The sequence below is a fragment of the Paraburkholderia sp. UCT70 genome (genome assembly GCF_050434085.1).
Taxonomy (GTDB): Bacteria; Pseudomonadota; Gammaproteobacteria; order Burkholderiales; family Burkholderiaceae; genus Paraburkholderia; species Paraburkholderia tuberum.
In genome coordinates this window covers 927,699-940,495 of the sequence record NZ_JBNPVZ010000003.1, presented here as the reverse complement: position 1 = coordinate 940,495, position 12,797 = coordinate 927,699, and the positions used below count along the sequence as shown (strand labels likewise).

At 58.9% G+C, this 12,797-nt stretch carries 14 protein-coding genes, 2 pseudogenes and 1 other annotated feature; of the genes and pseudogenes, 8 read left to right on the top strand and 8 right to left on the bottom strand.

Going from position 1 to position 12,797, the window contains the following annotated elements; translation table 11 throughout:
- Nucleotides 1-50 precede the first annotated feature (50 nt).
- Nucleotides 51-788 (top strand): annotated as a pseudogene (locus OKW41_RS22270) (GntR family transcriptional regulator); the annotation flags it as partial.
- A gap of 10 nt (nucleotides 789-798) precedes the next feature.
- Here the strand turns inward: OKW41_RS22270 and OKW41_RS22265 are convergent.
- Both OKW41_RS22265 and OKW41_RS22260 read right to left on the bottom strand, forming a co-directional pair.
- Complete coding sequence (locus OKW41_RS22265; protein ID WP_018420319.1) at nucleotides 799-1,188, bottom strand: type II toxin-antitoxin system VapC family toxin; 390 nt, start codon at nucleotides 1,186-1,188, stop codon at nucleotides 799-801.
- Nucleotides 1,185-1,436, bottom strand: coding sequence for a type II toxin-antitoxin system Phd/YefM family antitoxin (locus OKW41_RS22260; protein ID WP_429573964.1), 252 nt, complete (start codon nucleotides 1,434-1,436; stop codon nucleotides 1,185-1,187). Before OKW41_RS22260 ends, OKW41_RS22265 begins: the two co-directional genes overlap by 4 nt.
- A gap of 455 nt (nucleotides 1,437-1,891) precedes the next feature.
- On the opposite strand from OKW41_RS22260, the gene OKW41_RS22255 reads away from it, so the two are divergent.
- A complete protein-coding gene (locus OKW41_RS22255) occupies nucleotides 1,892-3,376 on the top strand; it encodes an ISNCY family transposase (protein WP_429573963.1) in 1,485 nt (494 codons plus the stop codon).
- A 170-nt stretch (nucleotides 3,377-3,546) separates the two neighbouring features.
- Here OKW41_RS22255 and OKW41_RS22250 read toward each other — a convergent pair whose 3' ends face one another.
- Entirely contained in the window at nucleotides 3,547-3,936 is a 390-nt protein-coding gene (locus OKW41_RS22250) for a hypothetical protein (protein WP_429573962.1), read from the bottom strand.
- Nucleotides 3,937-4,254: 318 nt separating this feature from the next.
- On the opposite strand from OKW41_RS22250, the gene OKW41_RS22245 reads away from it, so the two are divergent.
- Entirely contained in the window at nucleotides 4,255-5,634 is a 1,380-nt protein-coding gene (locus OKW41_RS22245; protein WP_429443705.1) for an IS4 family transposase, read from the top strand.
- 59 nt (nucleotides 5,635-5,693) lie between these two features.
- Here OKW41_RS22245 and OKW41_RS22240 read toward each other — a convergent pair.
- Nucleotides 5,694-6,931 (bottom strand): IS3 family transposase gene (locus OKW41_RS22240; protein WP_246530497.1). Its coding sequence is split into 2 segments (ribosomal slippage): nucleotides 5,694-6,628 and nucleotides 6,628-6,931, totalling 1,239 coding nucleotides; the frame shifts between segments, so codons are not numbered across the junction.
- Nucleotides 6,525-6,641 (bottom strand) — a sequence feature (AL1L pseudoknot). It overlaps the preceding gene by 117 nt.
- A gap of 12 nt (nucleotides 6,932-6,943) precedes the next feature.
- The gene (locus OKW41_RS22235; protein ID WP_429573961.1) at nucleotides 6,944-7,231 is read right to left on the bottom strand and encodes a hypothetical protein; all 288 of its coding nucleotides are present in this window, start codon (nucleotides 7,229-7,231) and stop codon (nucleotides 6,944-6,946) included.
- 219 nt (nucleotides 7,232-7,450) lie between these two features.
- Here OKW41_RS22235 and OKW41_RS22230 point away from each other — a divergent pair, with 219 nt between their 5' ends.
- Nucleotides 7,451-8,038 (top strand): DUF7713 domain-containing protein, encoded by a 588-nt coding sequence (locus OKW41_RS22230; RefSeq protein WP_429573960.1) that lies wholly within the window; start codon nucleotides 7,451-7,453, stop codon nucleotides 8,036-8,038.
- Between the two features lie 27 nt (nucleotides 8,039-8,065).
- On the opposite strand, the gene OKW41_RS22225 is transcribed toward OKW41_RS22230, so the two are convergent.
- Both OKW41_RS22225 and OKW41_RS22220 read right to left on the bottom strand, forming a co-directional pair.
- Entirely contained in the window at nucleotides 8,066-8,371 is a 306-nt protein-coding gene (locus OKW41_RS22225; protein ID WP_090812574.1) for a helix-turn-helix domain-containing protein, read from the bottom strand.
- Between the two features lie 35 nt (nucleotides 8,372-8,406).
- Entirely contained in the window at nucleotides 8,407-8,700 is a 294-nt protein-coding gene (locus OKW41_RS22220; RefSeq protein ID WP_090812573.1) for a toxin-antitoxin system TumE family protein, read from the bottom strand.
- 806 nt (nucleotides 8,701-9,506) lie between these two features.
- On the opposite strand from OKW41_RS22220, the gene OKW41_RS22215 reads away from it, so the two are divergent.
- The 4 genes and pseudogenes from OKW41_RS22215 to OKW41_RS22200 all read left to right on the top strand — a co-directional run.
- On the top strand, nucleotides 9,507-10,034 hold the full coding sequence (locus tag OKW41_RS22215) for a hypothetical protein (RefSeq protein ID WP_429573959.1): 528 nt from the start codon (nucleotides 9,507-9,509) through the stop codon (nucleotides 10,032-10,034).
- Nucleotides 10,035-10,255: 221 nt separating this feature from the next.
- On the top strand, nucleotides 10,256-10,540 hold the full coding sequence (locus OKW41_RS22210) for a type II toxin-antitoxin system Phd/YefM family antitoxin (protein ID WP_027193673.1): 285 nt from the start codon (nucleotides 10,256-10,258) through the stop codon (nucleotides 10,538-10,540).
- An 11-nt stretch (nucleotides 10,541-10,551) separates the two neighbouring features.
- Nucleotides 10,552-10,878, top strand: coding sequence for a type II toxin-antitoxin system RelE/ParE family toxin (locus OKW41_RS22205; protein ID WP_429447765.1), 327 nt, complete (start codon nucleotides 10,552-10,554; stop codon nucleotides 10,876-10,878).
- Nucleotides 10,879-11,655: 777 nt separating this feature from the next.
- Nucleotides 11,656-11,986 (top strand): annotated as a pseudogene (locus tag OKW41_RS22200) (PDDEXK nuclease domain-containing protein); the annotation flags it as partial.
- A gap of 268 nt (nucleotides 11,987-12,254) precedes the next feature.
- Here OKW41_RS22200 and OKW41_RS22195 read toward each other — a convergent pair.
- Complete coding sequence (locus OKW41_RS22195) at nucleotides 12,255-12,647, bottom strand: response regulator (RefSeq protein ID WP_429447767.1); 393 nt, start codon at nucleotides 12,645-12,647, stop codon at nucleotides 12,255-12,257.
- Between the last annotated feature and the right edge of the window lie 150 nt (nucleotides 12,648-12,797).

Below are 12,797 nucleotides of genomic sequence, written 5' to 3'. Positions count from 1 at the left end.
CGCTGACCGATGGTCACTTCCGAACAGATCCGTTCATTCCAGGCCCGTGCGTGAAAGACACAACCCGCTCTCCTTCATCGCGCGCTGACCATGTTTACTTCAGCGTGCGCGACGATATCTTCGACCTGCGCCTGCTGCCCGGCGATCGCATGACCGAAGGCAGTATCGCCGACCGCTTCGGCGTTTCGCACAAACCGGCGCGCGAGGCGCTGCAGCGTTTTCAAAGCGACGGTTTGATGCGCGGCTATGTGCGCGGCGGCTGGGGAGTTGTGCCGATCGACTTCAAGCGCTTCGAAGATCTGTACGAAATGCGCAAGCTGATCGAGACGTTTTCGGTCAGCCGGCTCTTTGGGGTCGACAGCACCTTGTCCGCGACCGCCTTGCAGATGCTCGACCGACTCGACCGAATCTGGAACGTTCCTCACGCGCACCGTTTTCGCGATGACCGCGAGATGGTCGCGCTCGACGAAGCCTTCCACGAGGCGCTCGTCGTCGCCGCCGGCAATGCCGAGCTGAGCGCGGCCATGCAGCGCGTGACCGACCGCATCCGCGTGGTGCGGCGGCTCGATCTCGTCTATGGCGACTGCATCGACGACACCTACAACGAACACATTGCGATTCTCTCGGCCGTCCGTGATCCTGCGGCGGACCGCGCCGTCGAGTTATCGGGGCGGCACATAGAAGGAAGCAGGGCGGAGGTCCGCGCACTGACCACCGAGCGCCTGCAACGCGCCCGCACCGCATTGGAGCCTCACAATGCTCCGTATGCACCACCGAGGTTGCGAGGCGAAAAGCGCCCTAGACGTACCGTACTGGCGCGAAGTCGTATCGCTTTATCTGGTCATCGTGGGTCAACAACACGATTCCTTCTGCCATCGCTTGACCGACGAGGAGCCGGTCGAACGGGTCCTTGTGAAGAGGCGGGAGGGCCGCAACTTCGAACGCATGCTGTGCTTCAATCGACAGCTCTTCATAACCAGCATCAAGCAGGTTCCTGCGAAGAACGCGCGCATCGACCTGAAAGTCCTCACGGCCCAGTGCGCTTTTGATGACAATTTCCCAGATGCTGGCGACGCTGAAGTAGAGGGTGTTGTCGGCGTCCTCGATGGCAGCGCGCGCTTCGTTCGACAAGGCAGGGTCGTCAGCCGCAGCCCAGACCAGCAGATGGGTATCGAGCAACAGCCTCACTTTGTCTTACCCTCAAACATGTCGCAGATCTCGTCCGCTGCCATAGTGTCGAAATCTGGGGGTACCTTGATTTGCCCCTTCAGGAATCCGATGCGCCGCGGCGGCTTTGCGGCTTCGGCATCGATGCGCACGACCTTGACCAATGGCTTGCCGGCCTTGGCGATGACGAACGGCTCGCCGCCGTTCACGGTTTCCTCGATTAGCCGCGACAGGTTGGTCTTGGCATCGTGAATGTTGTAAATATGCATGGCAGCATCACATGAACTTAGTTTAGTGAACTTAGTTTATCCCAAACTTTTTCCTCTCGCAAATACATTCAAGGCGCTGCTTTAAGTGGCGCTTTATCACGCACGCAGCCTCGGATGGCGTGTTCGCGCCCATGCCTGCAGTGAGGTGACCAAGTTTTTGCGACCGCTGACATCATTGTCAGGGCCGCGGGAGGAGCCGGCGGAAGTCGCCCGCGTCGGAACGTCGGCCGCTCCGCTATTCGACGCGTGGGCCGGCCAGTCGCGCAGTCCGTGCTGCAGACGGGCGAAGCTTCAAGGGTTGCGCAGCATTCTGGCGATTTGACATAACGTAAATTAGCGAATATATGTAGTGTAGCGGCTAGATGATAATGTCCGCTTTTAGCCGCATAGAAATGTCCGCTTTTGATGCCGTCGTATGCTAGCCAGCTGCCGTTTTTCCGGCGCTGGAGACCTCGATGGCTGTGACAGAACGGATAACTATGACGATGCGGGAACTGGACCGACTCAAGGTCATTCAGGACGTGACGGAAGGACGGCTCAAGCCGTGGCGTGCAGCCGAACGACTCGGACTAACGACGCGGCAGATACGTCGGCTGACGACGCGGTTTCGCGAAGCTGGCGTGGCTGGACTGGTCTCGCGCAAGCGCGGCATGCCTGGCAACCGGAGGCTGGACGACAACCTGGCCCAACGCGCTTTGGCGATTGTGCGCGAGCGCTATGCTGATTTCGGCCCGACGCTCGCGTGCGAGAAGCTGCGTGAATGCCACGGCATCCGCCTGGCGAAGGAAACGGTCCGGCAATTGATGATAGATGCCCAGCTGTGGGTGCCGCGCCGTCAACGTCCGCCGAAGATCTATCAGCCACGAGCCCGTCGTGCCTGTCCGGGCGAGCTGATCCAGATCGATGGCAGCGATCACCGGTGGTTCGAGGATCGCGCGCCGGCGTGCGCACTACTTGTGTACGTCGACGATGCGACGAGCCGGCTGATGGCGCTGCATTTCACGGCGACCGAGTCGACCTTCAGCTACTTCGAAGCGACGCGTGCGTACATCGAACGGCATGGCAAACCCGGCGCGCTGTACAGCGACAAGTACAGCGTGTTTCGCAAGACTGGCGCGAACAAGGATGGCAATAGCGTGACGCACTTCGGCCGTGCCATGTACGAACTGAACATCGACACGTTCTGCGCGAACTCGAGCCCCGCCAAGGGGCGCGTCGAGCGCGCCCACCTGACGCTGCAGGATCGTCTCGTGAAGGAACTGCGGCTGCGTGGCATCAGCACCCTCGAGGCCGCCAACGCCTGGGCGCCTGCCTTCATGGCGGCCTACAACGCGCGTTTCGCCAAACCGCCCAGAAGCAATTTCGACGCACATCGGCCGCTTCGCGCTGACGAGAACCTTGATCTGGTACTCACCTGGCGGGAGCCGCGCAAAGTGACGAAGTCGCTGACGGTGCAATACGACAAGGTCATGTACCTGTTGGAGGATACGCCGGAGCACCGCAAGCTGATTGATCGATATATCGAGGTCTGGGAGTACCCGGATGCGCGGATCGAACTCCGGGTGGACGGCCGTGTTCTGACGTGCAGGCAGTACGATCGGCTGGCCGAGATCGATCAGGCCGCGGTCGTTGAACACAAGCGACTGGGCCACGTGCTTCAGGTCTCTCAGGCGATTCAGGCACAACGCGATAACCAGCGCATCGGCAAGGCACCTTCCCGAACGCATCTGGGCGCTCCAACCAAAATCCAAAGTCGTTCGACGGGCAAGAAGAAACAACGCGAGTTCACGCAGGCCGACGTCGAACATACGATCGTGGATCTTGCCCGGCAAAGACAGGCACAACCGCAACCTGCCAAACCTGGCCGACGGTCTGCAAGAGACAGTGGAACAGGCGTAAGCGCCCTGCCAGTTCAAACGCCATCCTTCGACACTGCGTGATCTTTAACCCAGGAGAAGCAAAAGCCGGAACCCTTAAACCCGGACATTTCTATCTGGCCAGAAAGCGGACATTTCAATCTGGCCTCGACATGTAGTAATCCTTAATGCATGACTAACCAACGATGACTGGCGGACACGTCAACTGGGTTCGTACGTTGGGAACAAGAACCTCAGGTCGCGATGGCCAGGATCTTCAGGAGGGGCCCATCCTGGGCAAGGTGCTCTTCGAAGCTTTCACGCGTCGTCATAGTAGTCCTCGGGGGGGCGCCTCGCGGTTTCGGCGTGTGCAGTGGCTTCGACATGTCTATGCCCATCATCTTCATGGCGTCCGTCAGCAGATCGGTCTGCAGCTTGAAATTGAGAATGTGCTCTTCGTCGTCGAACACGCCTCCCAAATCGCTGTGTATCGAGAGCACGTACCGGGCGACATGCAATGCGTGCAGAACCCTAGCTTCGTCGCTCGGCTGCCCGTCCTCTTCGAGGTCGATGGTCTTTTCAAGCCCGGGCGGCGGTGGGACGGAAACGACGTCGCTCGTCACCAGCTCGACGGCAGACGACACCAGGTGAATTTCCGGCTCGAGGAAACACCTCGCCCTCTGCGTGGCAGGTAATGCCGCTATGTTGCTGGAGCGTGCGCAGCGCGGCTTGCAGTGCATTCAGCACGAGACGATTGTCTGCTGCCTGCTGAACAGCGCGGCGAAGGGCAAGGGTCTGGCGTGTCGCGCAACTGAGGCGCCCTGAGTGCTGTGAACCGCCCCGGGTTTCCCCTCAGGATTACCCATAAGTCGCTCGCGACTGTGCGATTGAAGGGCGATGGCTTGTAAACGGTGACGACCGATGTTAACTTTGATCCGGTTCGTGATCTGTGATGTCGGGCATTGTCGGACACATCTGACCTTGATGATTGGGCAAATGAAGAGTTTGGCGCCGCCGAGCTCGGCGACGCTCGCCTGACCAGACGGCTCGTGACGCTGGCACGCAAGCTTTCGTTGGGCCCACATTGCTCTTTTCCGCAGTCGTTCAATGGTTCGGAGCTGAAGGCGGCATATCGTTTTTTCGACAACCCGCACGTGGATGTCGATGGCGTGCTGGGTGGGCACATCGGTCAAACGCTGTGTCGTATGCAACAGGTGCCAGTCGTCCTTGCTGTTCAGGACACCACCGAGTTCAATTTGTCTCATCTGCGGGCAACCGAAGGTCTGGGATATGGCTCCGATCCACATGTGCGTGGTTTCCTGATACACAGTCTGCTTGCGCTCACGCCAGAGGGGCTGCCACTCGGGGTGATCGGGATGAAGACCTGGATACGCAGGCACGAGGAGTTGGGCAAGAAACATCTGCGTGGGCAACGAACCGTACAACAGAAAGAGAGCGCGAAATGGCTCGAAGGCATCGAGCAACTGGGCGTACTCAAGACGCACTGTCCGTGCACGCATGTCATCGGCGTGAGCGACCGTGAAGGCGATGTCTATGACGTGTTCCTGGCGCAGCGGCCTGCCGGTGTCGACTGGTTGGTGCGCGCGTCGTGGAACCGACGCGTTGCTCACCCCGATCGATATTTGTGGGAAACCGTGCTGGCCTCGCCAGTGCTTGGAGAGGCGCAACTGCAGGTGCCTGCACGCGAAAACCGCCAGGCACGCACCGCACGGCTGGTTGTGCGCTGCATGCCCGTACGCCTTCGTCCGCCGCAAAATCGTCGTCGCGAGAAGCTTCCCGAAATTGAAGTGTTTGCAATTCATGCACAGGAAACGAACTTGGACGAAGGAGCAGAGCCATTGGAATGGCTTCTACTGACTTCGGTGCCTACGCAAACACACGCAGAGGCCCTCGAGCGTCTTGCATGGTATGCGCGCCGATGGACGATTGAATCGTGGCATCGTGTGCTTAAAAGTGGCTGTCGCATTGAAGCCCGCCAATTTGGCAATCTCGATCGATTCGTCCGCGCCACCGCATTGTTCGCCGTCGTAAGCTGGAGGATCCTGTACTCCATGTTGCTTGCCAGGCTTGATGGCAACCTGCCATGCGAAGTATTGCTGCAGCCAATCGAGTGGCGAGCCCTCTACTGTCGTACGCATGGCAGTACCGAAATACCTGATAAACCGCCGTCACTCGCGCAGGTCATCTTGTGGATCGCCAGACTCGGCGGATATCTCGCTCGAAAGCATGATCGTCCACCTGGTCCTACCGTCATCTGGCGTGGATTTCTTGTCCTGCACGAAATCACGATGATGTACCGAATATTCAGGCAAAACGAATAGCACCATCACATTACTTGTGGGTAATCCTGAGGGGTTTCCCGGAGGCTGTTTTGCTTGAGTCACGCCGCGATGGCGGACCCAGCGAGTTTTGAATAATAAGCGGCTTCTGCCTCAGCAGGTGGAATGTTGCCGATGGGGCCGAAGAGCCGACGATTGTTGAACCAGTCGACCCATTCGAGCGTCGCAATTTCAACGGCCTGCGGATTGCGCCACGGTCCGAGGCGATGGATCACCTCTGCCTTGTACAAGCCGTTGATCGTTTCCGCCAGTGCGTTATCGTAGGAGTCGCCCACGCTGCCCACTGACGGCTCAATGCCAGCCTCGACCAGCCGATCCGTATAGCGGATCGATACGTATTGCACGCCGCGGTCGCTGTGATGTATCAACCCGTCCTGCTGCGCCGGCTGTCGCTCGTACAAGGCCTGCTCCAGTGCGTCCAGAACGAAGTCCGTGCGCGCCGAGCTCGACACACGCCAGCCGACAATGCGTCGGGCGAACACGTCAATGATGAACGCGACATAGACGAAGCCCTGCCAGCTCGATACATAGGTAAAATCTGACACCCACAGCGCATTGGGCCGTTCGGCGGTGAATTGCCGGTTCACGAGATCCTTCGGGCACGGCGTCGAACCATCGCTCACTGTCGTGCGTACCGTCTTGCCCCGCACCACACCGCGCAGGCCCATCTGCTTCATCAGCCGCTCGACCGTGCAGCGCGCCGCGACAATGCCTTCCCGCTTCAATTGCGTCCAGACCTTGTCTGCGCCATACACCTGGAAATTTTCTTCCCACACGCGCCGGATCTCATCCTTGAGCATCCTGTCGCGCTGGGCCCGCGGCGGCACCAGGCCTGGATTGACGCGGCGGGCCACATGCGTGTAGTACGTCGACGGGGCAATTGGCAGCACCCTGCAGATCGGCTCGACCCCGTAGACGTGCCGGTGATCATCGATGAACGTGATCATCACTTCGGTCGGCGGTCGAGCTCCGCCTGTGCGAAATATGCTGACGCCTTGCGCAGGATTTCATTAACCTGGCGCAGCTCACGGTTCTCCCGCTCCAGTTCCTTGAGCCGATCCTGCTCCTGCGTGCTTGTGCCCGGGCGCAAACCCCGATCCCGCTCTTCCTTGCGCACCCAGCTACGCAGCGTTTCACCCGAGCAGCCAAATTTCGCTGCGATCGACGCGATCACTTTCCATTGCGATTCGCGGTCGCCCTGGTGTTCCAGCACCATTCGCACAGCCCGCTCACGAACTTCCGGCGAGTACCTTGGGGACTTCTTCTTGGTGTTTTCCATAGCTCCATTTTCTCAAGAAGTGGAGCCTCCGGAAATCCCGGGCCGGTTCACTGCCGCGACGATGTCGAACTTCGGCGTGTGGGCCAAGTCGACGATCCGATTGACGTCCTGCGGTCGGGTGTTGAGTCGTCGCGCCAGCTCCGACTGCGTCACCTCTTGCGCGATCATCTCGTTGGGCAGCAGCACCTTTGGTAACGCGCTGACGGGTCGGGTGATCATTTCTTCTCCTACCTTCGGTTCCGATGGAGTGGGAACGGTCTGCTTGTTCTCCAAATACATCAACAGCGCGTCTGCAGCCATGACGCGCGCTTCCTCAAGCGTGCGCCTTTGGTGATCGCCTCTGGGATATCTCGGAACGACACCACGAACGAGCCGTCGGCGCGCCCAAAAACCGCGGGATACTGACCTGATTGCTTGAGCACCAGACGGCAGGAGAGGGCGCCCGTCGGCGAACAACACCGTGCCGGCAAAGGTGCGAAAATTACCGTCGAATCCATCAGGAGCCGAAGAGGAGCGTTGATGACCGATAACACCTGTGTCCGGTGCGGAACAGTCACCCCACCGCACGACGTTGTCAGCGTTGCTTCGCCGGATGGCGGCTTCCGGTTGCTCTGTAGCCGCTGTTTTAACACTGAGATGGCGTATCTGGCGGACGTTCAAGCCTTCGAACATCCGGAGTTCACGTCCGTGCGTCTGCCCGATGCTGATGGCGTCGTACACGAGTTCCATTTCCGTAGCCTGCTGTTCGGTGACCAGCTTTCACTGGAGGCGTTCGAGCTCGCTTCGGGTGACGAGGACCGCGCAGGCTTCCGTTTCCAGCTTCTCGGTGATCCGCGGTCGGACCCGTTTGAGCTGTTGGGCGACCTGCTCCAGAAGATGAAGCGTGCCCTGGCAGTCAAACACCTGGTCGAGGATGCAGGCCATCTCGTGGTAGCCGAAACGACGGTTCGTGGACGAATCGAGTGGGACGGCAACGAGAACGACCGGCTGCCATGTGTGGTCATTGATGGCAGGCGGGTCGACTGGTCCGATTTTGGGGCGATGTTAATGGCGTTCGAAGGGTGGCAGTTCCGGATTGAACTGGTGGATCCGAGCGATGAGGCATGACCTCACGTATGGCCGTCCGCGATTCGGTCACAAGGAAACCTCGGCGGTTACCGCGTCCCACGGCGCAGTCAGACGACCTTCTTCGCGCACGATAAGGCCAGCGTTCTCCAGGATCACCACGTCCTCGTAGACACGCTTGTAGTCCCGATCCAGCGCAGTTGCCAACGCCTTCACGCTTTCTGCGCCTTCGCGATGTAGGTGACGAAGCATCTCAAGGCGCTTCGGCGACAGCGCAGCCAGCATCTCCTCGAGCGACAGAAACGTCACGTGCCGCTCTTCGACATGCTCGCCTGCCTGCGCACGGTTGAATGCCGCCGCGAACCGACGACCCATATCCCGCGCGCCACCAACATGCACATTAAGTTTGCTCATGATTCACCTCGCTCACGTTCTACATCATCCAGAAAATCAGCCACCATCTGCTCGGGCGTCGAGAATGCGTACGGCTCTTCCCGGTCGCGGTAGTGCCGGTGATCGCCTTTGCCCCGTTCGTTGTCGTAGCCGATGATTCGCTGACCTGCACGACCATAAAACAGGCTGTACTTGAGGCCGTGCGGTCGTTCGCCGTCGCTCTCCGGTAATCGCCAGATGCGCATTTCGAGAATGGCTCCATCCGGGTAGATGGTTCGATCCTCGAACAGGAGTGTGGCCTTCTTCTTCATATGGTGCAGGATGCCATACGACGATTATGGCGTCAAACGCCATAACAGGGCGCGGCTCTTCGGGGTTCCGAAATCGATGCAGCGGTCGCCACAGCGGATTGACTGAAGAAGTCCGCGAGAACGTCCGGCGCAGGATTGTGGCTTCAAGGTTGATGTGACGCTCGATGTAAACCCGCCAAAAGAAAACGCCCACGTTGTTCATGCAGGCGTTTCCGTGGCCCCGCTACCGCGCCCCCAATCAACGGTCTTCCCGTCCGTACTCCTTCGCGGCCGGCTTCCGCGCGGCTCCCATCCAGAATAGGACGCGCATAAAATCAGAGATATTTGCGAAGTGTGATTGCTGGCCACTCCATCCATCATCGTGCCGCAGCGGCGGTATGTGCTGAAGTGGACGATCGACGTGACATCGCGATCGAATGAGGGTCCGATGGTTCTGATTTTGCAACTGGCTGCTATGGAAAGAAAACTATCGCCATTGTGTAAAGGCGAGTCTCGCGAACGTCGACCCCATGTGCACGGCGCGCATGCGGCAGCGGCGACCGCGCCCGCGTTCCTCGCACTACGGCGGTTGCCGTCCGACTACGACTTTGTGTGCACCACGACGCCGTGCCGGTCAACCGTCGGCAAAGGCTAAACTGAGCTGAATGATCTCAGAGTACGAAGGGCCCGGCTGCGTCTGGCCGGGAAACGGCTGATCGTCCGGATGCGGACGATCTCTGCAAGTGTGGTCTCGTTCATCTCTTCGACGAGAGCAGATTCGATGCTCTTGACTTGAACCGGAACTGTCCGAAGGACTGAGCATGTCCATGAAGCCTTCTGAATTTCACATTGGTCTCGAATTCACGTGCGGCCCGTTTTGGTGGCGCTGCACAGACATCGGTACGCGTACGGTGACCGCCATCCGGCTCGTCGAGGATGATCCAGTCTGGTACGAAGGTCCGCCGTACATGGTCGATGAAGTAGTTCTCGACGAGGCCGAACTGGAAGACGCGCATCGAAGCGAAGCCGAAAAGATTCGCGCGAGCATCGATGAGGCGCGCCTGCCAGGCCATCCCGGCTTTTCTCATGCGGCGCTATGCCGGATGATGGACGAGAAGCTCGACAGTGGTCCGTACCCGCACAAGCGTTTATTGCAGTTCGACCGCGTGCGAGCCGATGGCGAGATCCTGCATCCGTACGCCGCGCGTCGAGATGGACGAAGTGATGGTCGCTCCTGGATCATTAGGCTCTATCTACCGTTCACGAACGAATGGGCGGAGCTGGAGGAAAGCGAGTTTCGCGCGCTCACCCTGTCCACGCCGGCTGCCATCCGCAATCGAGCGAGGAAATTGTAAAGGGCGTAGTGAGATCGACTATGCCGTCTGAGCGGGCCAACGGATGAAACTACAGACGTGGCTGATCGGGCATCCGCCCGAACTTATAAATAAACTACATACAGAAAAATTGATAATTTATATTATGTCAAATACATGCCGGCGAAATTGCATCGCCGGTTGCCTCCGGACCGTTAATGGTTTAAATTCGGTCCTCAACCCCCTTCGACCCGGAGCGCCAAATGCATCTCGCGGACCATGTGAAGCCAATCAGCTACCTTAAAAGCGAAGCTGCGCAAATCGTCAAAGACCTGACTGATTCGGGCGAACCACTCATCATCACGCAGAATGGCGAAGCGAAGCTCGTCGTCCAGGATCTACGAACCTACGAATCGACGCAGCAAACCCTCGCGCTCCTGAAAATTCTCGCGATTGGCCAGAAGCAGATCGAGCGTGGTGATCACATCGATGGTGACGAGTTCTTTGCAGAGCTAAACGAGCTCGACCGTCAAGAAAAGCTCCGCTGATGGCGGGACCCTTGCTGAAATACCGGATTCTCCCTACCGCGCGAATCGGCATCGACGAACTGAGAAGCTATGTCGTCCGCACGTTTGGTTGGGAAACATGGCGTCAGACATCCGCGCAACTGCAGGAAACGATCAACCACATTCGCCAGTTTCCCGCTAGCGGTCATGCGCCTGCCGAGCTTGAGGGCTTCTTCGAGGATGGTTTCGGACAGGCTCTTTCCGGCAAAAACCGGATCATCTACCAGATCCGCGACGATACCGTCTTTGTTCATCTAGTGGTCGACGTGCGACGCGACCTGCCCTCCCTGCTTCAGAGAATCGTGCTTCGCCTGATGTAAAAGGTCTGGACTCGACAACTGGGTCGCTTCAGACCGGACCGGCTCGCAGCCCAACCACGCGGCACGCCGCGAGCGTTTCGTTGAATTCAACCTCGAAGCAGAGCAAAGTACGCAGAGACGCGGCCGCGTACCGCGTACACTTTCTTTCCATCGGGCGTCGGACGCCTCAAAAGTCGAGAGCCCGCATACCGCCTGCGCGCCGATAGGACAGGCGCGGGTGGCACCCGCCGATGCTCCTTTGGAGGGCGGTCAAACATCAAGTCAAAATCGGTGAATCCGGTGCTCAGTCGTTGCCGCCGGGGCCGCCGTATTTGTGAGGAGCGTCCTCGGTGACGCCCACGCGCGGGAAAGTCCTATTTTGCGCCACGTGGCTGGACGTCTTTGCGAGGAAAGCTGGGAACGGGAAGGCCAGCGAGCACCCCCGTGGCCCGTGCGGCGCGGCAGCCAGCAACCGGATGTTCATGCTGTGCGGCCGACGCGCCGATCCAGACTGCGTTCGCGCATCTTGCACAGGATCCACCGTGGACGAAGATGATTGCTGCGGCAATTCGCGAGCAGTTCGGACAAGGACGCAAGGTGCCGGTTCTCACCGAACGGACGGATCATCTCGAAAACATGCAGAGTACTTTGAATAAAGCAGTCGAGCCGCTTTTCGTGCTGCACGTGCGTCTCGCGAAAAAAGCGCGTGCGGCGCAGCTTGCCGCCCTTGACGCGCTGTCCGATGACGTACCTCGCGTCGTCCTAGCCACTGGCAGGCTCGTTGGCGAGGGATTGACCGGCTTGGCCGAGAACGCCCAGAAGCGCGACATCGAGTGCGCGTTCACCCAGCTCATCACACGTTTCCGGCTCGAACTGGGCGCCGGCTTCGCGTTCGTGGGGCGTCAGTACCGGCTGGACGTAGGCGGCGACTGTTTGTCGTCGTTCTGGTTTTCTACCATCTCAACCTGCGTTGCTATGTCGTCGTCGAACTTAAAACGACGCCGTTCAAGCCCGAATATGCGGGCCAGCTGAACTTCTACCTGGCCGCGATCGACGCGCAGGTCAAGGCGCGCGAGGACCACCGACCATTGGCCTGCTGCTGTGTAAGGAAAAGAACCGGCTCGTGGCCTTGCCGCCGGAAAAAACCTTCGACCTGGTCGTAATATCCGGGCAACTCCTGTGCGACAAAGCGCAAGGCGAGACGTCTTCCGAGATCGAGCTCGTTCTTGTGCAGTATCGCAAAGATAGCGATCTGACGTTTCAACGTGCTCAGGAATCTCCTCGTCGAACGCGTCGCTAGAATCAGAAATCCAATAGATCATGCCCGTATCAAGCGAGACGTACGCGTTATGTTCCGTTGGCGCCGCAAAGCTGACGAAGTCGAAAGCAGAGAAAGATCATCGTACCTCACTGCGACCTCCCCCCACTGCGGCTCGTACCATTTTGCAGAGATCCTCAGGCTCCATATCTTTCAGCAGATAGCCTGCGGCACTGGCCTCCAGCGCAGCGTCGAGATCAAGTCGACTATCGGATACGGTCAGCATGATGAATCGGGTTTGCGAACCGGCTGAACGCGCCGCCCTGATCAAGGTGATACCGTCGATATCTCTCATGTGAAGGTCCACAAGCGCGACATCAGGTGTCATTCGCATGATCATATCGATTCCGTCCCTTCCGCAACTGTCCTCTGCCAGGACGGTTACACGCAGGTCGCTGTTAAGTAGTTGGCTCACGCCTCTTCGAGACAGGGCATGGTCGTCCACAATGACGACACTGATCTGCCCGGTCATTCTGACCACTTGGTTCTCGTGCTTACGCGATGTTCATTGCCCGTTCGACCTGCCCTATGAGCGCAATTAAGCCGCAACGGAATAAAGATACCGCCGGACGCACACAACCGTCCGGCGGGCATAGACGAGAAAGAAAATGCCCTCACGTGC